Raw genomic sequence first — 23,721 nt, forward strand, 5'->3', positions numbered from 1 at the left:
ATGGCGAGTGATGGCATCGAGTTGCAGGCGGCGGTCCTCGCCCTGTCCATGGTCGGCGACCTCAGCATGGGCCAGCCGCTCGGCCAGTCGCGGCGCAGCGCGCGCCTGGCGCGGTTGCTCGCCCAGGCCTGCCACGGCGCTGGCGAGCACGCAGAGGTCGCCCGCCAGGTGTCCCTGCTGCGCTGGTCGGGCTGCACCGCCAATGCCGAGGGCTTCGCCCGCCTGCTCGGCGACGACGTGGGCGGGCGCAGCGCCATGCTCAGCCAGACGCTGGACAGCGCCGGCCGGCGCGCCATGCGCCGCACCACGCCGTTGGCCGTGGTGCATTGCGAGGTGGCCGGCGAGGTCGCCCATACCCTGGGCCTGGGCGCGGCGGTCGAGCAGGGCCTGCGTAACGTGTTCGAGCAGTTCGATGGCCAGGGCAGACCCTTCGGCCTGCGCCACCCCCAGGTGCCGGAGGTGGTGTATCAGGTGATGCTGGCGGGCGATCTGGAGATCCTCGCGCGCGTGCACGGGTTGGAAGCCGCGCTGGCGTGGATCGCCGCCCAGGCCGACCGGCGCTATCCGGCGGTACTCGCCGCGGAGCTGGCGCGGCATGCCGCGGACTGGCTGGAGATCGCCGATGCGCCCGAGGAGGAACTCGATGCGAGCGGGGCGCAGGTGCCGCTGACCCTGGTGGCGGACGTGATCGACCTGAAGCTGCCCTGGCTGGCCGGCTACTCGCGGCGCGCCGCCGAGCTGGTGCGCCAGGCCGGCCGGCTATGGAGCCTGGACGAAGCCGTGGTCGAGCAGGCGGCCCAGGCCGCGCTGATCCATGGCATCGGCCGCGCGGCGGTGCCCAACCGTATCTGGAACGCCCCGGGTGCACCGCTTGCCGGGGACTTCGAGCAGATTCGCCTGGTGCCCTACTGGACGGCCCGCGCCTGCAGCCGCATCCCCGCCCTGGCGGCGCCCGGAAAGCTCGCCTCCAGCGCCTACGAGCGACTGGACGGCAGCGGCTATTTCCGTGAACTGGGCGGCGAGGCGCTGCCATCCGCGCAGCGTCTGCTGGCGGCGGCGCTCGCCTGGCAGGCGCTGGGCAGCGAGCGGCCCTGGCGGCCAGCCTTCGACGCGGGCGAGGCGCAGCGCGTGCTGCTCGACGAGGCCGGGCGTGGGCGTTTCGATCCGCAGGCCTGTCAGGCGGTGATCGCGGCGGCGCGTGGCGACGGTGCCCTGGCGCCATGCCGGAGCGGCAACGGCCTGCTGAGCGAACGAGAGACGCAGATCCTCAGGTGCATCAGCCTCGGCGGCAGCAACAAGGAGGTGGCCCGCCAGCTCGGCATCAGCCCGAGCACGGTGCGCACCCATGTCGAGAGCGTGTTCCGCAAACTGCAGTGCACCACCCGCGCGGCGGCGACGCTGAAGGCGTTCACTCTTGGGCTGATCTGAGGCCGGCAAAGAAAAACGGAGGCCGAGGCCTCCGTTTTCAACCTGCCAGCGATCAGGCGCTTACAGCACCTCGAACAGCCCGGCAGCGCCCATGCCGCCGCCGACGCACATGGTGATCACCACGTACTTTACGCCGCGACGCTTACCTTCCAGCAGGGCGTGGCCGACCATGCGCGCGCCGCTCATGCCGTAGGGGTGGCCGATGGAGATGGCGCCGCCGTTGACGTTCAGCTTGGCCGGGTCGATGCCGAGCTTCTGGGCGCTGTACAGCACCTGGCAGGCGAAGGCCTCGTTGAGCTCCCACAGGCCGATGTCGTCGACGGTGAGGCCGTGCTGCTTGAGCAGCTTGGGTACGGCGAATACCGGGCCGATGCCCATCTCTTCCGGGGCCAGGCCGGCCACGGCGATGCCGCGGTACAGGCCCAGCGGCTGGATGCCGCGCTGGGCGGCCAGGGCGCCGCTCATCAGCACGCTGGCGCTGGCGCCGTCGGACAGCTGGCTGGCGTTGCCGGCGGTGATGCAGCCACCTTCGATGACCGGCTTGAGCTTGGTCAGGTCGTCCAGCACGGTCTGCGGGCGGTTGCCCTCGTCCAGGCTCAGGGTGACGTCTTCGAAGCTGATCGCGTCGGTTTCCTTGTCCACCAGCTTCTTGCGGGCGGTGACCGGGACGATCTCATCGGCGAACAGGCCGGCGGCCTGGGCGGCGGCGGTGCGCTGCTGGGACAGGAAGCCGTATTCGTCCTGGGCCTCGCGGCTGATGTTGTAGCGCTTGGCGACGATCTCGGCGGTCTGCAGCATCGGCATGTAGGCATGCTCGGCCATCTTCACCACGGCCGGGTCGTAGTCGGCACCGGACCATTTCATGTGGGTGTTCTGCACCAGGCTGATCTGCTCCTGGCCGGCGCCGACGGTGACGGCCATGCCGTCGACCATGATCTGCTTGGCGGCGATGGAGATGGCCATCAGGCCGGAAGCGCACTGGCGGTCGATGGTCTGGCCGCTGACCGACAGCGGCAGGCCGGCGGCCAGGCTGGACAGGCGCGCCAGGTTGATCGCGGCGGTGCCACCCTGCATGGCGGTGCCCATCACCACGTCCTCGATCTCGCCCGGCTCGATGCCGGCGCGCTCGACGGCGGCGCGCAGGGCGACGGCGGCCATGGACGGCGACTTGAGGTCGTTGAAGGCGCCGCGGAAGGCCTTGGCGATCGGCGTGCGGGCGGTGGAGACGATGACGGCGTCTTGCATGGCGGAATCCTCTGTTGTGGTCTTCGTATCAGTCGCGCAGCAGGCGGGCGAGCGCCTGGCGCAGGTTTTCGGGAATCGGCACCGGCCGGTTGCTGGCACGGTCGACGAACACGTGGACGAAGCGCCCGGCGGCGCAGGCTTCGTCTTCGCCGGCCTTGAAGATGGCCAGTTCGTACTGCACCGAGCTGTTGCCCAGCTTGCCGACGCGTAGGCCGACCTCGATGCGCTCGGGGAAGGCGATGGAGGCGAAGTAGTCGCACGACGAGCTGACCACGAAGCCGATCACCTCGCCCTCGTGGATATCCAGGCCGCCGACCTCGATCAGGTAGGTGTTCACCGCGCTGTCGAAGAACCCGTAATAGACGACGTTGTTGACGTGGCCGTAGACGTCGTTGTCGTGCCAGCGCGTGGTGATCGGCTGGAAGTGGGCGTAGTCGCCGCGCAGGTGCTGCGGTGGGTTCATGCTCGGTCCTCGTGCTTGCGCATCACCCTAAGGCCTGGGTGGTGCGCGGGATACTTTGATTCGTGGGCTGTATTGCGGGCTATTGGTCAGCATTGGTCACCCCTCTCCGTTTGGGAGAGGGGCGGGGGTGAGGGATTTACACGCTACTCCGAGTTGCCTGCGTCACCCTCACCCTAGCCCTCTCCCAGAGGGAGAGGGAGCTATTCAATACGCCGCCCGGTAGATGGCCAGCGCATCGGCCTCGCTGACCTCGCGCGGATTGTTCACCAGCAGACGCTGCTGCAGCATCGCATCGCTGGCCAGGGTCGGCAGCATGGCTTCCGGCACGCCGGCGTCGCGCAGGCGGCTGGGCAGCCCGCAGCGCTGGTTCAGCGCGGCCAGTTCGTTGATGAACTCGGCGGCGCACTGCTCCGCGCTGTCACCCTTGAAGCGCTCGCCGAGCAGCAGCGGCGCCAGTTCGGCATACAGCGGGGTGGCCGCCGGCGCGTTGAAGCGCAGCACATGCGGCAGCACCAGGGCGTTACTCAGACCATGCGGAATATGGAAGTGCCCGCCCAGCGGATAGGCCAGGGCGTGCACCGCCGCCACCGGCGCGTTGGCGAAGGCCTGGCCGGCCAGGCAGGCGCCCAGCAGCATGGCCTGACGCGCCTCGCGGTTTTGTCCGTTGTGCACCGCCTCATCCAGATTGGCGGCCAGCAGGCGCAGGGCCTCGCGGGCCAGCAGGTCGGACAGCGGGTTCTTCTTCAGCTTGGTGGTGTAGGCCTCGATGGCGTGGACCATGGCGTCGATGCCGGTGGCGGCGGTCACCGCCGGCGGCAGGCCGAGGGTCAGCTCGGCGTCGAGCAGGGCCAGGTCCGGCAGCAGCAGCGGCGAGACCACGCCCATCTTGGTGGTTTCGCCGGTGGTGACGATGGAGATCGGCGTCACTTCCGAGCCGGTGCCGGCGGTGGTCGGCATCTGGATCAGCGGCAGGCGCTGGCCGCGCGCATTGCCCACGCCGTAGATGTCCTTGAGTGCCTGCTGGCAGTTGGGGTGGGCGAGCAGGGCGACCAGCTTGGCCACGTCCATCGAGCTGCCGCCGCCGAAGCCGACCACCAGGTCGGCGCCCAGCGCACGGGCGCGCTCCACGGCGTTGAGCACGATCGCTTCGGGCGGGTCGGCGATCACCTGGTCGAACACCTCCACGGCCACGCCGGCCTGGGCGAAGCCGGGCAGCACGCCGTCGAGCAGGCCGAAGCGGGTGATGCCGGGGTCGGTGACCAGCATCACGCGCTGGGCGCCGCGCTCCTGGCACAGGCTGGCGAGGCGCGCGGCGGCGCCGGATTCGCAGAGGATCTGCGCGGTGGTGGCGAAGCTGAAGGGTTGCATGACAAGTCCTCCGAAGGTCAGGGCTGCGCCGGCACGGGCTGCTGGCGGGCGAAGAAGTCCCAGATGGCCTGTGGGCCGTCGAAACCGGAAAGGGTGGGGCCGAGCAGGCGCGGCGCGCGGAAGCCGGCCTGGGGCAGCAGGTGGCCGCCGCCGATCACCCCGTACAGGGCCACCTCGGCGCGGCCCTCGGCCTGCCACTGGTCGAGGCTGACGTGCTGCGCCGGGTCCGCCGGATCGCGCCAGGCCGTGCTGCTGCGCACGGCCTCGCGCGGGTAGCCGGCGAGATTGGCGAAGTACAGCGCCGACTCGTAGGCCGAGCGCACGTTGCCGCGGTCGCCGAAGCCGAACAGGCTGACTGGGCCGCCGTTGTAGGGGTTGATCGGGTCGCGGGTGCCGTTCATCAGCAGCACCGGCACGGCCTGGCCGGAGGGTGCGCAGTCCAGGTTGGCATCGGTCGGCAGGTTGGCCGCCACGGCGGCGACGCCGGCCAGCAGTTGCGGGCGCTCCAGCGCCGCGCGCAGGCCCAGTTGGCCACCGTTGGAGTAGCCGACCAGGAAGGCGCGCCGGGGATCGGCGCCGTGCTCGGCGGCGAAGCGCTGCACCAGGGCGGCGAGCAGGCCGAGATCATCGATGTTGCGGGTGCGCGCCGGGTAGTCGGCGGCGCGGCGGCAGTCGTTCCAGTTGTCCTTGAAACCCTGGGGGTAGACCACGATGAAGCCGTGCTCGTCGGCCAGGTGCTCGAACTGGTAGGCGCTGTAGGTGCGGATGTCGTCGATGCTCTGCAGCGAGCCATGCAGCACGAACAGCAGCGGCGCCTTGGCCGGCAATCCGGCCGGGACATGGAAGGCATAGTCGCGCTGCAGCTCGCCGACCTGGATGCGGCCGCGCTGCAGTTCGGCGCTCGGCGCGGCGGTGGACGGCGCCGGCGTATGCAGGAAGTACAGGTACAGCCCGCCCAGCAACAGGGCCAGCGGTAGAAGCAGGGTCAGCACTCTTGTTGTTTTTCTCATGGGTGCCTCAGGGTGGAGTCGAGGGTTGCACGCGGGGATGCCCATGCAGAAACCTGCAGGGCATCGCCGCGCGCAACGCCAATTTCACAGCGGCATCAGAACGCGAAGCTCTCTTCGGCCATCGCCATCAGGCAGTCCGCACCGCCCAGCAGGGCCTCGCGGTGGCTGCTGGCGCGTGGCAGCACGCGGCGCAGGTAGAACTCGGCGCTGTGCAGCTTGGCCTGGTAGAAGGCCGCCTCGCCAGTGCCCGCGTCCAGTGCCTGCTGGGCGGTGGCGGCGGCCTGCAGCCACAAGCCGGCCAGCAACACATAGGCCGAGTACTGCAGGAAGTCCACCGAGGCCGCGCCGATTTCCTGGGCATCTGCCTGGCTGTTGGCGATCACCTGGGCGGCCAGCTCGCGCCATTGCTGCAGGCGTTGTTCGACCAGGCGCGCAGACTCGGCCAGGGCCGGCTGCGCGGCGGCGTCGCGGGCGTGGGCGGCCAGCTCGTCGATCAGCGCGCCCAGCTCGGCACCGCCGTCGCCCAGCAGCTTGCGGCGGATCAGGTCGAGGGCCTGGATGCCGTTGGTGCCTTCATACAGCTGGGTGATGCGGCTGTCGCGCATCAACTGCTCCATGCCCCACTCGCGGATGAAGCCATGGCCGCCGTAGACCTGCACCGCATGGCTGGCGACTTCCTGGCCCATATCGGTGAAGAAGGCCTTGACGATCGGGATCAGTAGCGCGGCGCGCTTGCCGGCGGCCTTGCGCGCGGCGGGTTCCTCGGCGCCGTGTTCCAGGTCGAGTTGGCGCGCGGTGTAGGCGGCGAGCATGCGGCAGCCTTCGACCAGGGTCTTCTGGGTCAGCAGCATGCGGCGCACATCCGGGTGCACGATGATCGGGTCGGCCGCCTTCTCGGGCGCCACGGCACCGGTCAGGCCACGCGACTGCAGGCGCTCGCGGGCATAGCGCAGGGCACCCTGGAAGGCCGCCTCGCCGATGCCCAGGCCCTGCAGGCCGACCTGGAAGCGCGCGTCGTTCATCATGGTGAACATGCACGCCAGGCCCTGGTTGGCCTCGCCGACCAGCCAGCCGGTGGCGCCGTCGAAGTTCATCACGCAGGTGGAGGCGCCCTTGATGCCCATCTTGTGCTCGATGGCACCGCAGCTCAGTGCGTTCTTCGCGCCCGGCGTGCCATCGGCATTGGCGATGAATTTGGGCACCAGCAGCAGGCTGATGCCCTTCACCCCGGCCGGGGCGTCCGGCAGGCGCGCCAGCACCAGGTGCACGATGTTCTCGGAGAAATCCTGCTCGCCGCCGCTGATGAAGATCTTGTTGCCGGTGACCTTGTAGCTGCCATCGGCCTGGGGCTCGGCGCGGGTGCGCAGCAGGGCCAGGTCGGTGCCGGCCTGGGGCTCGGTCAGGCACATGGTGCCGGTCCACTGGCCGCTGACCATCTTGCCCAGGTAGGCACGCTTGAGCTCGGCGCTGCCGTGCTTGTCCAGCGCCAGCACCGCGCCCTCGGTGAGGCCGGAATAGATGCGGAAGGACAGCGAGGCGCCCATCAGCATCTCGTGAAAGGCGAAGGCCACCAGTTGCGGGAAGCCCTGGCCACCGAAGTCGGTCGGCCCGGTCATGCTCGCCCAGCCGTTGTCCACGTACTGCTGGTAGGCGGCGCGGAAGCCCTTGGGCGTGGTGACCTTGCCGTCTTCCAGGCGGCAGCCTTCCTCGTCGCTGTTGCGGTTGAGCGGGGCGATCTCGTTGCCGGTGAAGGCCGCGGCCTCCTCCAGCACGCCGTCGATCAGTTCGCGGTCGAGGCCGTTGCCCAGGCGCTCGCAGTGGCCGGCGACGTCGAACAATTCGTGCAGGACGAAGCGCATGTCGCGCAGGGGGGCTTGATAGCTCATGCGCGGCCCTCCTGTACGTCGGCGAATTGCTTGCCATCGGCCACCAGGCGGTCGATCAGGCCGGCCGGCTGCCAGTGCGCGCCGAAGCGTTCGGTCAGCTGCAGCAGGCGCTCGCGGATCGCGGCCACGCCCTGGGCGTCGGCCCAGGCCATCGGCCCGCCCTTGTCGGCGGGGAAGCCGTAGCCGTTCAGATACACCAGGTCGATGTCATGGGCGTTGGCGGCGATGTTCTCCTCGAGAATCTTCGCGCCCTCGTTGACCAGGGCCAGCAGGCAGCGCTCGAGGATTTCCTCGGGGCCGACATCGCGGCGCTGATAGCCGAGGCGCTCGGCTTCGCGCTGCACCAGGGCATCCACCTCCGGGTCGTGCTCGGCCTGGCGGCTGCCCGGCGCGTAGACGTAGTAGCCCTTGCCGGCCTTCTGGCCGAAGCGGCCGAGTTCGCACAGGCGGTTGTCCACCTGCACCTGGGCCACGTCCTGGCCCTTGCCGGCCAGCTCGCGGGCGCGCCATTCCAGGTCGATGCCGACCACGTCGTACATGCGGAACGGGCCCATGGCGAAGCCGAAGCCCTGCAGGGCGCTGTCCACCTGGTGCGGGTAGGCGCCTTCCAGCAGCATGCTGCGCGCCTCGAACACGTAGGTGTGCAGCATGCGGTTGCCGATGAAGCCGTCGCAGTTGCCGGCCACGACGCTGATCTTGCCGATGCGCTGGCCGAGGGCCACGGCGGCGTCCAGCACGGCCGGCGCGGTCTGCGCGCCGCGCACGATCTCCAGCAGCTTCATGATGTGCGCCGGGCTGAAGAAGTGCAGACCCAGCACGTCCTGCGGGCGGGCGGTGACCGCGGCGATGGCGTCGATGTCCAGCGCCGAGGTGTTACTGGCGAGGATCGCGCCGGGCTTCACGATGCGGTCGAGGGTACGGAAGATTTCCTGCTTGAGTTCGAGGTTCTCGTAGACCGCCTCGATCACCAGATCGACCTCGGCCAGGTCGGCGTAGTCGTTCACCGCCTCGATGCGCGACAGGCGCAGGCTGGCCTCGCCGGTGCTGATGCGGCCCTTGGCGACGTTCTGCGCCCAGGTGTCCTCGGCCATCTTGAGACCGGCCTCGACCATCTGCGGGTTGTTGTCCAGCCACAGCACCGGGATGCCGGCGTTGGCCAGGCTGATGACGATGCCGCGGCCCATGGTGCCGGCGCCGATCACGGCTGCCTGTTCGATCTTGTAGTTGTTACTCATAGCCCTACCTCGGTCACTTCATGTCGGCCGCCGTGGCGACCTGCCAAAACACAACTGACGAACCTTAAGTACGGCGCTACTATTTGGGAAATTTTGACTTGTGATAAGTTGAATTCCTCTTGTGAATATATTGACCTTCGACCTCAACCTCCTGCGCGTGCTCGATGCCCTGCTGCGCGAGCGCAACGTGTCGCGGGCGGCCGAGCGTCTGGCGCTGAGCCAGCCGGCGGTGAGCAACGCGCTGAACCGCCTGCGCGCGCTGCTCGACGACCCGCTGCTGGTGCGCGTCGGCCGCGCCATGCAGCCGACGCCGCGTGCGCTGGAACTGGAGGCGCCGATTCGCGCCGCGCTGCGGCAGATCGAGGAGAGCTTGGGCGAGGGCAGCCACTTCGATCCGGCGCGCAGCCGCCAGCGCTTCACCATCGCCCTCACCGACTACGCCGAGATGCTGCTGATGCCGCGACTACTGGCGCGCCTGGCCGAGCAGGCGCCGGGCATCCGCATCGACGTGCGCCACCTGAGCCCGCGCCTGCCGGCCGAGGCGCTGGAGAAGGGCGAGCTGGACCTGGCGGTCGGTCGTTTCGAGGCGCTGCCACCACGCTTCGCCGGCAGCCGCTGGATGAGCGAGACCCTGCAGCTGGTGGCGCGTCGCGACCATCCGCAGCTGCGCCACGGCCTCGACCTGGACGGCTTTCTGCGTCTGCGCCACTTGTGGGTGCACGGTGGCCAGACCCGCGGCTTGGTCGAGCAGTGGCTGGGCGAGCAGGGCCTGAGCCGGGATATCGTCTACACCACGCCCAACTACCTGCAGGCCGCGCACATCGCCGCCAGCGGCGATCTGGTGGCGGTGCTGCCGGCGCGCCTGGCTCGCTACTTCGCCGAACTGCTGCCGCTGGACCTGTTCGACCTGCCCTTCGACCTGGGCGCCTTCCACCTGCAGATCGTCAGCCTCGATCTGCGCCGCCGCGATGTGGCCCTGCAGTGGCTGATCGAGCAGATCCGCGTGCTGGGCGAGGGCTGAGTTCAGCGAGGAAATGGCTGGTGTAGCGCTTGCGCGCCTGAGCGGGCCTGGCTCCGGCCTGTGCTGGCCATTCACTTGCTGCCATTCGTCGCCTTTCGCCGTTGCGCCTGGCCGCGCCAGCGCAGCGCGAAGGCTCTGTGCCGGGCCTGGCCCAGGCGCAGCGGTGCATCGTGCGGCAGCGCCTCTGCCATGGGCGCTGGCGGCTTATGCAGCGGTTTTTCCGTCAGCGGTGCGACCGGAAAGGCAGGAAAAAGTGCTAGAACATCTGCGTCCGGGCCTTATGCCCCATCCGCCTAAATAAAGCGTTGGCAAGGCCATAGAATGAGGCTCCCAGGCCGAAATCCAGGGAGAACCCCATGGCTATCGCCATCAGTCCGATTGGCAACACTCTCTACGAGCCGCGCGCCCTGCGTCCGCTCGATGACAACACCTCGCTGGAGGTGCGTAACCGCTTCGACACGCCGCTCAACCCCACCAGCGCCGAGCGGTTGCAGGATCGTCTGCAGCTGACTCGTGAACGGGCTGCCGAGCGTTCCGCCCGGCAGCAGGAACTCGCCGAGGAACGCCGCGAGCTGCTGCGCGAAGAGTTGGCCGAACAGGCGCGGCAGGCGGCGGATGAAGCCACCAGCAGCCTGCAGGATCGGCTGCGTCAGCAGCAGGTGGAGCGGGTGCTGGAGGCCCAGCGGGCCGATCAGCTGCAGCAGTCTGCCGAGCAGAACGATCCTCTGGCGCCGCAGAACCTGACCCAGCCGCGGGCGGAGGCCAACCAGCTGACCTTCGGTCCGCCGCAGACGGTGACCACGCGGACCGCCATCGAGGCGATCACCACCTATCAGGAGACCCGTGACCTGATTGCCTGACTTTGCGCCGCACGGGCCGCTGAGACACGATCTGTTGTGATTTGGCGGCCGGTGGCGGCTGTGTGCTGGTAGTGTTGTGCCGAAACGAGGAGCGGAATCCCCGCAGCTGGCGGTGGTCAACGCCTGAGCACAACAACAAAGGAAGGACGCCATGCACGCACGTTCACTTTTGCCCGGTCTGCTGGTGGCGATTGCGCTCGCCGGTTGCAGCGATGGTTCGAGCCAGGCAATCGAGCAGGGCTACGGACCGCAGCCGCAATTGCCGAAGCCGAGCGAAGGACTGTTGCCCACCGTCAATATCGCCCCGGCCGTGGGCTGGCCCGACGGTGGCAAGCCGGTGGCCGCCGCCGGCACCCAAGTGAATGCCTTCGCCTCCGGCCTGGATCACCCGCGCTGGCTGTACGTGCTGCCCAACGGCGATGTGCTAGTGGCCGAGAGCAATGCGCCGGCGCGCGAAGGTGGCGGGCTGAAAGGCTGGATCGCCGGCAAGGTGATGGAGAAGGCCGGCGCCGGGGTGCCCAGCGCGGATCGCATCAGCCTGCTGCGCGATGCCGACCACGATGGTGTCGCCGAGCTGCGCACGGTGTTCCTCGAGCAACTGCACTCGCCGTTCGGCATGGCGCTGGTCGGCGACCAGCTGTATGTGGCCAATGCCGACGCCCTGGTGCGTTTTCCTTACCAGACGGGCCAGACCCATATAGAGGCCGCCGGCGACAAGGTCACCGACTTGCCGGCCGGGATCAACCACCACTGGACCAAGAACGTCATTGCCAGCCGCGATGGCAGCAAGCTGTATGTCACCGTCGGTTCCAACAGCAATGTCGGCGAGAACGGCATGGACATCGAGGAGGGGCGCGCGGCGATCTGGGAAGTCGATCCGGCCAGCGGCGCCAAGCGCCTCTTCGCCAGCGGCCTGCGCAATCCCAACGGCCTGGCCTGGGAGCCGGTCAGCGGCAAGTTGTGGACCTCGGTCAACGAGCGCGATGAGATCGGCGATGACCTGGTGCCGGACTACATCACCTCGGTGCAGGACGGCGGCTTCTATGGCTGGCCCTACAGCTACTTCGGCCAGCATGTCGATGCGCGGGTACAACCGCAGCAGCCCGAGTTGGTGGCCAAGGCCATCGTCCCCGACTACGCCCTCGGCGCACACACCGCCTCGTTGGGCATCGCCTTCGCCGACCAGGCGCAGCTGCCGTCCTTCAAGGAGGGCATGTTCATCGGCCAGCACGGCTCGTGGAACCGCAAGCCGCACAGCGGCTACAAGGTGATCTTCGTTCCATTCAAGGACGGCAAGCCCAGTGGCATGCCGCAGGATGTGCTGAGCGGCTTCCTCGATGGCGAGGAGCAGGCCATGGGCCGCCCGGTGGGCGTGGTAGTCGACAAACAGGGCGCGCTGCTGGTAGCGGACGATGTCGGCAACCTGATCTGGCGCGTCAGCGCCAAGGCGAGTGAGTAGGCGGGTGTCGCGGCGCCTGCCCGCCCTGTTCGCGCTGCTACTGCCCGGCCCGCTGTTGGCCGGCGAGGCCGTACAGCTCGACCCCGCGGTGATCAGCGGTTCGCGCAGCGCCGAGCGCAGCTTCGACCTGCCGTTTTCGGTCGATAGTCTGGATCGGCGCACCATCAGCGAAGGGCAGCCGGGCATCAATGCCTCCGAGGTGCTGCAGCGGGTTCCGGGGCTGGTGGTGCAGAACCGGCAGAACTACGCCCAGGACCTGCAGGTGTCGTCGCGCGGTTTCGGCTCTCGCGCCACCTTCGGGGTGCGCGGCATCAAGCTGATCGCCGACGGTATCCCGGCCAGCACGCCGGATGGCCAGGGCCAGTTGGCCACCTTCGATCTCGACAGTGCCGAGCGCATCGAGGTGCTGCGCGGGCCGATGGCGACCATGTATGGCAGCAACGCGGGCGGCGTGATCCAGCTGTTCTCCCGCGATGGCGAGGGGCCGCCGCAGGTGTTCGCCGGCACGGCCTGGGGCAGCGACCAACTGAGCCGGCAGCGGCTGAGCGCCGAGGGAGGTAATGAGTGGGGCGGCTTCCTGGTCGACAGCTCGCGGCTGGATACCGATGGTTACCGCGACCACAGCGCGGCCCTGCGTGAGCAGACCTTCGCCAAGCTCAACCTGTATCCGGATGACGACAGCCGCCTGGCCCTGAGCTTCAGCGACTTCAACCAGCAGAGCGATGACCCGCTGGGGCTGACCTGGGATGCCTATCAGGCCGACCCGCGCGCGGAGCCGGTGGTGGCCGAGCTGTTCGACACGCGCAAGAGCATCGATCAGCAGCAGCTGGGCCTGAACTTCGAGCGCCAGTTCGGCGCAGCCAGCCTGCAGAGCACGCTGTATGCGGGAACGCGGCGGGTGGTGCAGTACCAGTCGATTCCCGTCGCCGTGCAGGGCAACCCGAAGCACGCCGGCGGGGTTATCGACTTCACCCGCGAGTTCCACGGCTGCAGCCTGCGCTGGCTGCAGCCGGTGACGACCCTGCCCGGCGAGTTCGAGTGGGTGCTTGGGCTCGATTACGACCATAGCGAGGACGATCGCCAGGGCTACGAGAATTTCGTCGGCAGCCAGCTGGGTGTGAAGGGGCAGTTGCGCCGCGACGAGCTCGACCGGGTCACCAGCCTCGACCCCTACCTGCAGGCCAACTGGCGCCTGGGCGACTGGACCCTGCAGGCGGGCCTGCGGCACAACCGCGTCGAGGTGGAGGTCGATGACCACTACCGCAGCAACGGCGCCGACAGTGGCAGCCGCACCTACCGGCAGAATACGCCTGCCTTCGGTGTGCTCTATGCCTTCACCCCCGCGCTGCACGGCTATTTCAGCGTCGGCCAGGGCTTCGAGACGCCGACCCTGAGCGAGCTGGCCTATTCGCCCGATGCCGGCGGCTTCAACCTGCAGCTCGATGCGGCGACCAGCCTGCAGTACGAGCTGGGCCTCAAGGCCCTGTTCGGCGAAGGAACGCGGCTGAACGCCGCCCTGTTCCAGATCGAGACCGACGACGAGCTGGTCGTGGCCGGCTCATCCTCCGGGCGCAGCACCTACCAGAATGCCGCGCAGACCCTGCGCCGCGGCGTCGAGCTGAGCCTGGAGCAGCAGTGGGGCGAGCAGTGGCAGGCCAGCCTGGCCTACACCTATCTGCAGGCGACCTACGACCAGGACTTCAGCAGCGCCGGGCGGCAGATCGAGGCGGGCAATCGGCTGCCCGGCGTGCCGACCACGACCCTGTATGGCGAGCTGCTCTGGCGCCCCAGCGAGACGCTCTCCGTGGCCATCGACGGCCTTTACCGCAGCAAGGTGTATGTCGAGGACAGCAATCAGCAACGCCCGGCACCGGGCTATGCGGTGTTCAATTGGCGCCTGCGCCATGAGCAGAACCTGCAGCAATGGACCTTCGGACAGACCCTGCGCCTGGATAACCTGCTGGACCGCGACTACATCGGCTCGGTCATCGTGGCCGAGGGCAACGGCCGCTATTACGAGCCGGCGCCGGGGCGCAACTGGTACCTCGGCACCGATCTCGCCTTCAATTTCTGACGTGGCTGCAAGGCCAGTGCTTTGGCCCTGGGGGCAAGGCTGTCTCGCGGCGTGCGAAGGTAGGCTGCGGCAAACAAGATCAACAGGACTTCCTCATGCGTAGAGCGCTGCTGTTTCTCGTGCTGGCGGGTGTCTCCTACCTGCTGTTCTGGCCTGCGCCCATGCAGCCGCGGGCTTGGCAGCCTGGTCCGCTCCCCAAGGCCGCAGGCGTATGGGCGCCGAACGGGCGGCTGGATGGCGCCGTGTTGGAGCAGTCCGGCCTGGCCGGTCCGGACACCGTGGTGGTGGACGGCCAGGGTCGGCGCTACAGCGGTATCGGCGATGGGCGCATCCTGCGCTGGCAGGCGGGGCAAGCGGCGCAGACCTTCGTCAGCCTGGCCGGGCGTCCGGTGGGCATGAACTTCGGCCCGGACGGCAGCCTGTACGCGGCCGACGAAGCCAATGCCAAGGTCTGGCGCATCACGCCCGGCGGCCAGGCGCAGGTGCTGGTGCAGAGCGATGCCCGGCAGCGCTTCACCTTTCTCAACGACGTGTTCGTGGCTCGCGACGGCCGCCTGTTCTTTACCGAGGCCTCCAGCCGCTGGGGCCTGGCCGACAACAAGCGCGCGCTGCTGGAGCACGGTGGCGACGGTGGCGTGTTCGTGCGTGACCCGGACGGGCGCATCGAGCGGGTGATGGATGGCCTGCAGTTCGCCAACGGCGTGGTGCTGAGTCCGGACGAGTCCTACCTGCTGGTCGCCGAGACCGGTGCCTATCGCATCACGCGTCTGTGGATACGGGGCCCGCGCAGCGGCCAGCGCGAGGTGCTGGTGGACAACCTGCCGGGCTTCCCCGGCGACCTGTCCGTCGCCCCGGATGGCAGTTACTGGTGCTCGTTCTTCTCGCCGCGCAAGGCCGTGCTCGATGCCCTGGGGCCCTGGCCGTTCCTGCGCAAGATCGCCTCGCGCCTGCCGCCGGCACTGCTGGCGCGGCCCAGCCGTTATCCGCATGTGTTCCGCTTCGACGGCGAGGGCAGAGTGCTGGAGAGCCTAAAGGCCTCGCCGGGCAGCGCGCTGCCCAGCTTCAGCAGCGTGGTGCAGGTGGGCGATGAGCTGCTGCTTGGCACGCCCGGCGGAGTAGGGGAGATCGATGCGGATGGGGCCTATCGGGTCAGCCTGTCGCGCTAGGCCTGGTGCTCCACCCAGTCGCGCACCTCGGCGTAGGGGTAGTCCTCCAGCGCGGCGAAACCGGCGATCTGCCGCGCCTTGAGCTTGGTGAACAGCGGCACGCTGATGCCGCAGAGAAAGCGCGTCAGGCATTCGCTGCTCGGCGCTTCGCCGCTGTATTCCCGATGGCGCTGGCCGAAGCCGGCGCACAGGGCGTGCAGGTCCTGCTCGGCCAGCGGGCGCAACGTCGGTGCTGCGGGCAGGCGGGCGACCTGGCCGTGGCACACCGAGCAATGGCCGCAGCGCTGCGGCGCGTTGGCGTCACCGAAGTAGGCGGCCAGGCGCTGGCTCAGGCACTGGTCGGTGGCGAACAGCTCGAGCATGGCGTGGATTCGGCGGATTTCGCTGGCCTCCTGCTGCTTGAAGTAGGCGTGCAGTTCGGCGCTCAGCTGCTGCGGGTCGAAGCGCGGATCGAGCAGGGCGTAGACCTCGGTCATCTGCTTGCTTTCCAGCTCGATCCAGCCGCGCTCCTGGAAGAAGTCCAGGGCCTTGACCACGCGGCCGCGCTCGGCCTGGTGCTGGCTGTAGAGAGCGTCGAAGTCCACCGTGCACCAGGTGCGCGCGCGGCTGGAGCTGGCGACTATGGCCTCGACGAACTGGCGACGCTCGCCCTCGAACTTACCCAGCAGCACCTCCGGCTCGACCAGGTACTTGAAGCGGTACTCGGCGAAGTAGGCGTAGCGCGGGGCGATGATGCCGCGCAGTTCCAACTGCACCAGCAGGGTCTTCAGCGGCAGCTGGCGGATATTGCTGTGCTCGGACAGCTGGTTGAGCATCAGTTCCCACTGGCCGTCCGGCGCGCTGGCCAGCAGCTCGTCGAGCACGCGGCGGATGCCGCCGAGTTCCGGCGTGTCGCCGTAGACGAAGTTCTCCAGCACGTTGAGGCTGTCGCGGTTGGCCAGCACCAGGCAGTCGGACGGCTGGCCGTCGCGCCCGGCGCGGCCGATCTCCTGGCTGTAGTTCTCGATCGACTTGGGCAGGTCGAAGTGCACCACGTTGCGGATGTCGCTCTTGTCGATGCCCATGCCGAAGGCGATGGTGGCGACGATGCAGTTGATCCGCCCGTCCATGAACTGGCGCTGGATCGCCTCGCGCGCCTCATGGGGCATGCCGGCGTGGTAGGCGCTGGCGGCGATGCCGCGCTGGCCGAGCTGCTCGGCCACCTGTTCGGCGGTCTTCTGCTGGGTGACGTAGACGATGCTCGGCTGGCCGGCCTTGGCGCCCAGCCACTCGACCAGGCGGCGCTGCTTGTCGCGCCCGGCAACCGGCTCCACCAGCAGGTTGAGGTTGGCCCGGTAGAAGCCGGTGGTGACCACATCGTCCGTGGCGATGGCGAACTTCTTTTGCATGTCGGCGATTACCGGCGGTGTCGCCGTGGCGGTGAGCAGCAGCACCTGGGGAATGCCGAATTGGCGCTGGTAGTCGGGCAGCTTGAGGTAGTCCGGGCGGAAGTTGTGGCCCCACTCGGAGATGCAGTGCGCCTCGTCGACCACCAGCAGGGAGATCGGCACCTGGCCGATGAAGTGGCGGAAGCGCTCGTTCTTCAGGCGCTCGACCGAGATCATCAGGATCTTCAGTTCGCCGCTCTTGGCGCGGGCCATGGTCTCCGCCGTCTGCTCGCGGCTCTGCGCCGAATCGATGCTGGCCGCGCTGATGCCGCGGGCATGCAGGAAGGCCAGCTGGTCCTGCATCAGCGCCAGCAGCGGCGACACCACCAGGGTCAGGTGCGGCAGGTGCAGCGCCGGCAGCTGGTAGCACAGCGACTTGCCCGAGCCGGTGGGGAAGATCGCCGCCGCCGAACGCCCGCCGAGCACGGCCTCGACCACGCGCTCCTGGCCGGGGCGCAGCTGGGAGAAGCCGAAGACGCGGGAAAGTGTGTCGAGCATGGCTGTCATCCGCTGGCGGCTTTGAGTGGCTGCAGACCATAGCGCGCGCTGCCATGCACTGCCAGCGGCCGTGGTGTTTGCCCGGTACGTGGCAAGCCAGCGTGCGGCGATCTAGGCTCGTCGGAGGTAGTCACCAATGACGGGTTCGCCATGAGCAAACAGAAGAAGGAAGCACAGGGAAGGGCCGAGGTCTCCGCCAAGGCAGCGGACGCAAAACTCTCGCGAAAGGACTACGAGGAGCAGCTGCGCAAGCTGCACGTCGAGCTGGTCAAGCTGCAGCAATGGGTGGTGGCCAGCGGCGCCAAGGTGGTGATCGTCTTCGAGGGGCGTGATGGCGCCGGCAAGGGCGGCACCATCAAGGCGCTGACCGAACGGGTCAGCCCGCGGGTGTTTCGCGTGGTGGCGCTGCCGGCGCCCACCGAGCGGGAGAAAAGTCAGATGTATGTGCAGCGCTACCTGACGCAGATGCCGGCGGCGGGTGAGATCGTGATCTTCGACCGCAGCTGGTACAACCGCGCCGGGGTGGAGCGGGTGATGGGCTTCTGCAGCGATGCGCAGGTGAAGAAGTTCCTCGCCCTGACGCCCATGTTCGAACGGACCATGGTCGAGTCGGGGATCATCCTGCTCAAGTACTGGCTGGAGGTCAGCCCGGAGGAACAGGAACGGCGCCTGCACGCGCGCATCGACGACGGGCGCAAGACCTGGAAGCTGACCGCGATGGACATCAAGTCGTTCAACCGCTGGGACGACTACACCCAGGCCCGCGACGAGATGTTCGAGTCCACCGACACGCCGTGGGCGCCCTGGTACGTGGCGCGTTCGGAAGACAAAAAGCGCGTGCGGCTGAACCTGATCAGCCACCTGCTGGGGCAGATCCCCTACCAGCCGGTGGAGCAGCCCAAGGTCAAGTTGCCCAAGCGCAAGATCGGCAAGTACAAGGCGGCCAACTACCCCTTCAAGTACATCGCCGAGCCGTTCTGAGGGCCTTTACGATCTGCTGCGCGTCGGCCATGCGTCGTTGGAAAAGGGCCTCGGGTGCTCATTTACTACCTGTAAACTCCGCGCCCTCGGCCCTTTACGCGGGGCCGCCGAGGCCTAGCCTGGCTAGCTCGCGAGATCGTAACGTTGCTTCTGAAAAAAGCCCCGCGAGAGCGGGGCTTTTCTATTCAGATCTCCGGGTCGATCGGTGGATGCTTGTGCCAGGCGCTGCCGCCCGGTAGCAGCAGGTTCAGCGCCAGGGCGCTGATGGCGCACAGGGAGATGCCGGAGAGGGCGAACTCCTTGCCGCCGATGACCATGCCGCCGATGCCGAACACCAGAGTCACCGAGACGATGATCAGGTTGCGCGCCTCGGACAGGTCGACCTGGTGACGGATCAGGGTGTTCAGGCCGACCACCGCGATGGAGCCGAACAGCAGGCAGAGGATGCCGCCCATCACCGGTACCGGAATGGCCTGCAGCGCCGCGCCGAACTTGCCGATAAAGGCCAGCAGAATCGCGAACACGGCCGCCCAGGTCATCACCTTGGGGTTGAAGCTCTTGGTCAGCATCACCGCGCCGGTGACTTCGGCGTAGGTGGTATTGGGTGGGCCGCCGAACAGGCCGGCGGCCGAGGTGGCCAGGCCGTCGCCGAGCAGGGTGCGGTGCAGGCCGGGCTTGCGCACGAAGTCCTTGCCGGTGACGGTGCCGACCGCGATCACTCCGCCGATGTGCTCGATGGCCGGCGCCAGGGCGACCGGCACCATGTAAAGGATGGCGCCCAGGTGGAACTCGGGGGCGACGAAGTTGGGCATGGCCAGCCAGGGCGCGGCGACGATGCCAGCGGTGTCGATCACCCCGAAGAAGGCGGCCAGGCTGCAGCCCACGGCGATGCCGGCGAGGATCGGCACCAGGCGGAACAGGCCGCGACCGAGCACGGCCACCAGCAGGGTGGTGACCAGCGCGGGCATGGAGATGAACATGGCGGTCTGGTAGGGCACCAGTTCGGCGGCGCCATCGCCGGTCTTGCCCATGGCCATGTTCACCGCGACCGGCGACAGGGCCAGGCCGATGGCTATGATCACCGGGCCGATCACCACCGGCGGCAGGATGCGGTCGATGAAGCCGGGGCCCTTGAGCTTCACGGCCAGGCCGAGGAAGGTGTAGACGAAGCCGGCGGCGACCACGCCGCCGAGCACCGCCGGCAGGCCGAACTCGCCCTTGGCGGCGATGATCGGCGCGATGAAGGCGAAGCTCGACGCCAGGAACACCGGCACCTGACGCCCGGTGGCCAGCTGGAATAGCAGGGTGCCGACGCCGGCGGTGAACAGCGCCACGTTCGGGTCCATGCCGGTGATCAGCGGCATCAGCACCAAGGCGCCGAAGGCGACGAACAGCATCTGCGCGCCGGAGAGGATCTGCCGCGGAAGCGGGTCGTTGTACTCGCTCATGCTCAGGCGTCCTTCTGCTTGGTGCCGAAGATCTTGTCGCCGGCGTCACCCAGGCCGGGAATGATGTAGCCGTGTTCGTTGAGGCGCTGGTCGATCGAGGCGGTGAAGATGGTCACGTCCGGGTGGGCGTCCTCGACCTTCTTGATGCCCTCGGGGGCGGCGACCAGGACCATGGCGCGGATTTCCTTGCAGCCAGCCTTCTTCAGCAGGTCGATGGTGGCGACCATGGAGCCGCCGGTGGCCAGCATCGGGTCGACGATCAGCGCCAGGCGCTCGTCGATCTCCGGCGCCAGCTTCTCCAGGTAGGTGTGTGCCTGCAGGGTCTCCTCGTTGCGCGCGATGCCCACGGCGCTGACCTTGGCGCCCGGCACCAGGCTGAGCACGCCGTCGAGCATGCCGATGCCGGCACGCAGGATCGGCACCACGGTGATCTTCTTGCCGGCGATCTTCTCCACCTGCACCGGTCCGGCCCAGCCCTGAATCTCGTAGTGCTCCAGCGGCAGGTCGTTGGTCGCCTCGTAGGTCAGCAGGGCGCCCACTTCCTGGGCCAGTTCGCGGAAGTTCTTGGTACTGATGTCGGCGCGGCGCATCAGACCGATCTTGTGGCGGATCAGCGGATGGCGGATCTCACGGATGGGCATGCGGAGTTCTCCGGGGCGGGAAGGAAATTCTGGCTAGAGTAAAGCACTGGTAATGCCGTCTAGAAGCCGCGCAGTTTAACGGTTTAGCTGTTCGATTGGTCAGAAAATATGCTGCCGGACTTGCCCTCTGGCGCCCATCTGAGTACCTTTGCCGGCCATTTTTTAACCAGCCCACTTTTACCTTCCGGAGCACGCCATGTCCGCCGATCTCGCCCACATCCGCCAAGTCATGGCCGAAGCCGATTGCCTGTTCAACGAGGCCCAGGTGGAGGCCGCCATCGACCAGGTGGCCGCGGCCATCAACGGTGAGCTGGCTGAGCGCAACCCGGTGGTGTTCTGCGTGATGAATGGCGGCCTGATCTTCGCCGGCAAGCTGCTGCCCAAGCTGGGCTTCCCGCTGGAGCTGTCCTACCTGCACGCCACTCGCTACCGCAGCGAGACCACCGGCGGCGAGCTGTTCTGGAAGGCCAAGCCGGAAATCTCCTTCATCGACCGCGAAGTGCTGATCATCGACGACATCCTCGACGAGGGGCACACCCTGTCCGCCATCATCGAGTTCTGCAAGCACGCCGGCGCCAGCGCCGTGCACACCGCCGTACTGATCGACAAGACCCATGACCGCAAGGCCCGCCCGGACCTCAAGGCCGACTACGTCGGTCTGCCCTGCGAGGACCGTTTCATCTTCGGTTACGGCATGGACTACAAGGGCTACTGGCGCAACGCCGCCGGCATCTATGCGGTAAAAGGCCTGTAGGTGCGCGCGCCGGTGTTTCTCGACCGCGCCCTGTTCGCCGAGCTGGCGGACAAGGCCGCGGACAGCCCACGTCGGCGCGCCCATCACAACCTGCACGACATGAGCGAGCCCTGCCACCGCCTGGCGGTGGGGCTGCAGCCCGACACTTATATTCCTCCCCATCGCCACCTGTCCGATGACAAGGCCGAGACCCTGCTGGTGCTGCAGGGGCGCATCGGCCTGCTGCTGTTCGCCGAGGACGGCAGCCTGCAGCAGGCCCGCCTGCTCGAGGCCGGCGGCGACTGCCAGGGCGTCGATCTCACCCCCGGCCAGTTCCACGCCCTGGTGGTACTGACGGCCGACAGCATCCTCTTCGAATGCAAGGCCGGCCCCTATCGCCCGCTGGTCGAGGCCGAGCAGGCCGCCTGGGCGCCGCGCGAGGGCGAGCCGGCGGTGGCCGATTACCTGGCCTGGATGCGCGCGCAGTTCCGGCCGCTCGGCGACTCGCCGGTCTAGTCGCGGTCCGCGGGACTCCCGGCTGCAGCCTTTAGTCGCGTTGAGCGGCGCACGGGGCAAGGGTAAACTGCCGGCCCCCGTGATGCCCGCTAGCTGGAGTGCGTGATGCGTAAAGACAAGAAACAGGTGATTGGCGAAGAGATCAGCGACGACTCGATCAAGCTGTTCCTCGACGTCGAGCCGGCGGATGACACCCCGCCGTCCCTGCACAAGCTGGTCAAGGCCTACCGCGGCCTGCGCATCGACGACTTCGAGAAGTTCCTGACCTTCTTCAAGCAGGCCGGCTACGACCTGAACGCGCGGGATGCCAAAGGCCAGGATTTCATCGCCCTGATCCAGGATCAGCGCCTGGCCGAGCCCTACGTGGAAGCCGTTAAAGCGGCAAAAGCCTGAGAGCCGTAGAAAAAATGACCGTCCGCCGGGGTTCGTGCATTTTTTGCGACTGAGCCCGCGGCAATAGTGGTATTGTGCGCGCCGTAAAACTCCCGAGCCGGCGCGGCAGCTGGTCTGGCGCGCGTCTTGCGTGCCCCGCTGCAGGGTCATTGCAGAGCGTTTCGAGCTCTGTCGGGAAGTGAAGAATTGAACGTGCGGGCCGCCCACAGGCGGTGCGCGCCGGACGAGGTTGCTCGGGATCGGTCAGGCCAAGTCATCGGCCACGGTGCGAGCCCTCCGAAGCTCCAGACACCCGTCTGGCTGCCAGTGATTAGACGTCGGTGCGCGGCTCAAAAGGCCGATGTCAGCGGCTTGGTACTGCAGATCTTGGAGAAGCGTTAATGACGCAAGTCAATCACGAAACTGTGGATGTGCTGCTGGTCGGGGCCGGCATCATGAGCGCCACCCTGGCGGTGCTGCTCAAGGAGCTGGACCCCAACCTCAAGCTGGAGATCGCCGAACTGCGTTCCTCCGGCGCCATCGAAAGCTCCAACCCGTGGAACAACGCGGGTACCGGCCATGCGGGCCTCTGCGAGCTGAACTACACGCCGCAGGCGGCGGATGGTTCGGTGGACATCAAGAAGGCGGTGCAGATCAACACCCAGTTCGAGGTTTCCAAGCAGTTCTGGTCGTACCTGTGCGGCAAGAGCGCCTTCGGTTCGCCGAAGAACTTCATCAATCCGGTGCCGCACCTGAGCTTCGTGCGTGGCGAGAAGGATATCGGCTTCCTCAAGACCCGCCATGCCGCGCTGACCCAGCACCATGCCTTCGCCGGCATGGAGTACACTGAAGACAGGGCCGCCATGGCCGAGTGGATGCCGCTGATGATGCAGGGCCGCGATGCCAACGAGCGCATCGCCGCGACCCGCGCGCTGAACGGCACCGACGTCAACTTCGGCGCCCTGACCAATCAGCTGCTGCAGTACCTCGCCCAGCAGGGTGGCACCACCGTCAGCTACAGCCAGAAGGTCACCGGCCTCAAGCGCACCGCCGACGGCTGGAGCGCCGAGGTGAAGAACACCAAGAGCGGCGAGCAGCGCGAGATCAAGGCCAAGTTCGTGTTCCTCGGCGCCGGTGGCGGCGCACTGCCGCTGCTGCAGATGTCCGGCATCGAGGAAGGCAAGGGCTTCGGCGGCTTCCCGGTGAGCGGCCAGTGGCTGCGTTGCGACAATCCGGAAGTGGTCAAGCAGCACCAGGCCAAGGTCTACAGCCAGGCCGAAGTGGGCGCACCGCCCATGTCCGTGCCGCATCTGGACACCCGCGTGGTGGACGGCAAGACCTCGCTGCTGTTCGGCCCCTACGCCGGCTTCACCACCAAGTTCCTCAAGTACGGCTCGTTCCTCGACCTGCCGCTGTCGGTACGTCCAAGCAACATCGGCCCGATGCTGGCCGTGGCCCGCGACAACTTCGACCTGACTCGCTACCTGATCAAGGAAGTGCTGCAGTCGCCTGAACAGCGCCTGGACTCCCTGCGCAAGTTCTACCCGAACCTGAACCCGGCCGACTGGCGCCTGGAGATCGCCGGCCAGCGCGTGCAGATCATCAAGAAGGACGCCAAGAAGGGCGGCATCCTGCAGTTCGGTACCGAGCTGGTGGCGGCCGAGGACGGCACCATCGCCGCCCTGCTGGGTGCCTCGCCAGGTGCCTCGGTCACCGTATCGATCATGCTCAACCTGATCGAGCGCTGCTTCGCCGCGCAAGCCGGAAGCGCTGCCTGGGCTGCCAAGCTCAAGGAAATTTTCCCGGCTCGCGAGAAGGTGCTGGAAGAAGACGCCGCGCTGTACCGCTCGGTCAGCGAGCAGAGCGACAAGGCCCTGCAGCTCGTCTGAT

General features: G+C 67.8%; 20 protein-coding genes. 11 read left to right on the plus strand and 9 right to left on the minus strand.

The features are described 5' to 3' along the window. Positions 1–1,428: an HD domain-containing phosphohydrolase gene (locus OH686_RS17465; protein ID WP_289534168.1), complete on the plus strand. Its 1,428-nt coding sequence runs from the start codon at positions 1–3 to the stop codon at positions 1,426–1,428. Between the two features lie 60 nt (positions 1,429–1,488). On the opposite strand, the gene OH686_RS17470 is transcribed toward OH686_RS17465, so the two are convergent. The 6 genes from OH686_RS17470 to OH686_RS17495 all read right to left on the minus strand — a co-directional run bounded on the left by OH686_RS17470 (position 1,489) and on the right by OH686_RS17495 (position 8,635). Beyond that, positions 1,489–2,673 carry an acetyl-CoA C-acyltransferase gene (locus tag OH686_RS17470; protein ID WP_289534169.1) on the minus strand — a complete coding sequence of 395 codons (1,185 nt, stop codon included), beginning with the start codon at positions 2,671–2,673 and terminating at the stop codon, positions 1,489–1,491. A 28-nt stretch (positions 2,674–2,701) separates the two neighbouring features. After that, positions 2,702–3,136 (minus strand): acyl-CoA thioesterase, encoded by a 435-nt coding sequence (locus OH686_RS17475; protein WP_289534170.1) that lies wholly within the window; start codon positions 3,134–3,136, stop codon positions 2,702–2,704. Positions 3,137–3,340: 204 nt separating this feature from the next. Continuing rightward, positions 3,341–4,504, minus strand: coding sequence for an iron-containing alcohol dehydrogenase (locus OH686_RS17480; RefSeq protein WP_289534171.1), 1,164 nt, complete (start codon positions 4,502–4,504; stop codon positions 3,341–3,343). 17 nt (positions 4,505–4,521) lie between these two features. Next, on the minus strand, positions 4,522–5,514 hold the full coding sequence (locus OH686_RS17485; protein ID WP_289534172.1) for a CE1 family esterase: 993 nt from the start codon (positions 5,512–5,514) through the stop codon (positions 4,522–4,524). Between the two features lie 95 nt (positions 5,515–5,609). Beyond that, positions 5,610–7,400, minus strand: a complete 1,791-nt coding sequence (locus OH686_RS17490; RefSeq protein WP_289534173.1) for an acyl-CoA dehydrogenase C-terminal domain-containing protein — start codon at positions 7,398–7,400, stop codon at positions 5,610–5,612. Beyond that, positions 7,397–8,635, minus strand: a complete 1,239-nt coding sequence (locus OH686_RS17495) for a 3-hydroxyacyl-CoA dehydrogenase (protein WP_289534174.1) — start codon at positions 8,633–8,635, stop codon at positions 7,397–7,399. Before OH686_RS17495 ends, OH686_RS17490 begins: the two co-directional genes overlap by 4 nt. A gap of 121 nt (positions 8,636–8,756) precedes the next feature. Between OH686_RS17495 and OH686_RS17500 the strand changes: the two genes are divergently transcribed. The 5 genes from OH686_RS17500 to OH686_RS17520 all read left to right on the plus strand — a co-directional run bounded on the left by OH686_RS17500 (position 8,757) and on the right by OH686_RS17520 (position 15,215). After that, positions 8,757–9,656, plus strand: a complete 900-nt coding sequence (locus tag OH686_RS17500) for a LysR family transcriptional regulator (protein ID WP_289534175.1) — start codon at positions 8,757–8,759, stop codon at positions 9,654–9,656. Positions 9,657–10,012: 356 nt separating this feature from the next. Then, positions 10,013–10,516: a hypothetical protein gene (locus tag OH686_RS17505; RefSeq protein ID WP_289534176.1), complete on the plus strand. Its 504-nt coding sequence runs from the start codon at positions 10,013–10,015 to the stop codon at positions 10,514–10,516. A 151-nt stretch (positions 10,517–10,667) separates the two neighbouring features. Beyond that, positions 10,668–11,975 (plus strand): PQQ-dependent sugar dehydrogenase, encoded by a 1,308-nt coding sequence (locus OH686_RS17510; RefSeq protein WP_289534177.1) that lies wholly within the window; start codon positions 10,668–10,670, stop codon positions 11,973–11,975. A gap of 4 nt (positions 11,976–11,979) precedes the next feature. Next, the gene (locus tag OH686_RS17515) at positions 11,980–14,049 is read left to right on the plus strand and encodes a TonB-dependent receptor family protein (protein WP_289534178.1); all 2,070 of its coding nucleotides are present in this window, start codon (positions 11,980–11,982) and stop codon (positions 14,047–14,049) included. A 95-nt stretch (positions 14,050–14,144) separates the two neighbouring features. Further along, positions 14,145–15,215: an SMP-30/gluconolactonase/LRE family protein gene (locus tag OH686_RS17520; protein WP_289534179.1), complete on the plus strand. Its 1,071-nt coding sequence runs from the start codon at positions 14,145–14,147 to the stop codon at positions 15,213–15,215. Here OH686_RS17520 and OH686_RS17525 read toward each other — a convergent pair. Beyond that, positions 15,212–17,140, minus strand: a complete 1,929-nt coding sequence (locus OH686_RS17525; RefSeq protein ID WP_289534180.1) for a RecQ family ATP-dependent DNA helicase — start codon at positions 17,138–17,140, stop codon at positions 15,212–15,214. The genes OH686_RS17520 and OH686_RS17525 overlap by 4 nt on opposite strands. A gap of 150 nt (positions 17,141–17,290) precedes the next feature. On the opposite strand from OH686_RS17525, the gene ppk2 reads away from it, so the two are divergent. Beyond that, the gene (ppk2, locus tag OH686_RS17530; RefSeq protein WP_289534181.1) at positions 17,291–18,121 is read left to right on the plus strand and encodes a polyphosphate kinase 2; all 831 of its coding nucleotides are present in this window, start codon (positions 17,291–17,293) and stop codon (positions 18,119–18,121) included. Positions 18,122–18,306: 185 nt separating this feature from the next. Here the strand turns inward: ppk2 and OH686_RS17535 are convergent, their stop codons facing one another. After that, positions 18,307–19,569, minus strand: a complete 1,263-nt coding sequence (locus OH686_RS17535) for a uracil-xanthine permease family protein (protein ID WP_289534182.1) — start codon at positions 19,567–19,569, stop codon at positions 18,307–18,309. Positions 19,570–19,571: 2 nt separating this feature from the next. Continuing rightward, a complete protein-coding gene (gene upp, locus OH686_RS17540) occupies positions 19,572–20,210 on the minus strand; it encodes a uracil phosphoribosyltransferase (RefSeq protein WP_289534183.1) in 639 nt (212 codons plus the stop codon). Positions 20,211–20,406: 196 nt separating this feature from the next. Between upp and OH686_RS17545 the strand changes: the two genes are divergently transcribed. The 4 genes from OH686_RS17545 to mqo all read left to right on the plus strand — a co-directional run bounded on the left by OH686_RS17545 (position 20,407) and on the right by mqo (position 23,720). Further along, entirely contained in the window at positions 20,407–20,964 is a 558-nt protein-coding gene (locus OH686_RS17545; RefSeq protein WP_192397899.1) for a hypoxanthine-guanine phosphoribosyltransferase, read from the plus strand. Further along, the gene (locus OH686_RS17550; RefSeq protein ID WP_289534184.1) at positions 20,965–21,459 is read left to right on the plus strand and encodes a WbuC family cupin fold metalloprotein; all 495 of its coding nucleotides are present in this window, start codon (positions 20,965–20,967) and stop codon (positions 21,457–21,459) included. A gap of 105 nt (positions 21,460–21,564) precedes the next feature. Beyond that, positions 21,565–21,852, plus strand: coding sequence for a PA4642 family protein (locus tag OH686_RS17555; protein ID WP_137971197.1), 288 nt, complete (start codon positions 21,565–21,567; stop codon positions 21,850–21,852). 380 nt (positions 21,853–22,232) lie between these two features. After that, positions 22,233–23,720: a malate dehydrogenase (quinone) gene (mqo, locus tag OH686_RS17560; RefSeq protein WP_289534185.1), complete on the plus strand. Its 1,488-nt coding sequence runs from the start codon at positions 22,233–22,235 to the stop codon at positions 23,718–23,720. The last annotated feature ends 1 nt before the right edge of the window (position 23,721 follow it).

Origin of the sequence: Pseudomonas sp. SO81 (assembly GCF_030374125.1) — a bacterium.
Lineage (GTDB): Bacteria > Pseudomonadota > Gammaproteobacteria > Pseudomonadales > Pseudomonadaceae > Aquipseudomonas.

Bases quoted from the DNA above. Each gene is read 5' to 3' on its own strand.
- OH686_RS17480 (WP_289534171.1), bottom strand. From the start codon at position 4,504: ATGCAACCCTTCAGCTTCGCCACCACCGCGCAGATCCTCTGCGAATCC.
- upp (WP_289534183.1), bottom strand. From the start codon at position 20,210: ATGCCCATCCGTGAGATCCGCCATCCGCTGATCCGCCACAAGATCGGT.
- OH686_RS17520 (WP_289534179.1), top strand. From the start codon at position 14,145: ATGCGTAGAGCGCTGCTGTTTCTCGTGCTGGCGGGTGTCTCCTACCTG.
- ppk2 (WP_289534181.1), top strand. From the start codon at position 17,291: ATGAGCAAACAGAAGAAGGAAGCACAGGGAAGGGCCGAGGTCTCCGCC.
- OH686_RS17510 (WP_289534177.1), top strand. From the start codon at position 10,668: ATGCACGCACGTTCACTTTTGCCCGGTCTGCTGGTGGCGATTGCGCTC.
- OH686_RS17465 (WP_289534168.1), top strand. From the start codon at position 1: ATGGCGAGTGATGGCATCGAGTTGCAGGCGGCGGTCCTCGCCCTGTCC.
- OH686_RS17525 (WP_289534180.1), bottom strand. From the start codon at position 17,140: ATGCTCGACACACTTTCCCGCGTCTTCGGCTTCTCCCAGCTGCGCCCC.
- OH686_RS17535 (WP_289534182.1), bottom strand. From the start codon at position 19,569: ATGAGCGAGTACAACGACCCGCTTCCGCGGCAGATCCTCTCCGGCGCG.
- OH686_RS17505 (WP_289534176.1), top strand. From the start codon at position 10,013: ATGGCTATCGCCATCAGTCCGATTGGCAACACTCTCTACGAGCCGCGC.
- OH686_RS17490 (WP_289534173.1), bottom strand. From the start codon at position 7,400: ATGAGCTATCAAGCCCCCCTGCGCGACATGCGCTTCGTCCTGCACGAA.
- mqo (WP_289534185.1), top strand. From the start codon at position 22,233: ATGACGCAAGTCAATCACGAAACTGTGGATGTGCTGCTGGTCGGGGCC.
- OH686_RS17485 (WP_289534172.1), bottom strand. From the start codon at position 5,514: ATGAGAAAAACAACAAGAGTGCTGACCCTGCTTCTACCGCTGGCCCTG.
- OH686_RS17475 (WP_289534170.1), bottom strand. From the start codon at position 3,136: ATGAACCCACCGCAGCACCTGCGCGGCGACTACGCCCACTTCCAGCCG.
- OH686_RS17555 (WP_137971197.1), top strand. From the start codon at position 21,565: ATGCGTAAAGACAAGAAACAGGTGATTGGCGAAGAGATCAGCGACGAC.
- OH686_RS17495 (WP_289534174.1), bottom strand. From the start codon at position 8,635: ATGAGTAACAACTACAAGATCGAACAGGCAGCCGTGATCGGCGCCGGC.
- OH686_RS17470 (WP_289534169.1), bottom strand. From the start codon at position 2,673: ATGCAAGACGCCGTCATCGTCTCCACCGCCCGCACGCCGATCGCCAAG.
- OH686_RS17545 (WP_192397899.1), top strand. From the start codon at position 20,407: ATGTCCGCCGATCTCGCCCACATCCGCCAAGTCATGGCCGAAGCCGAT.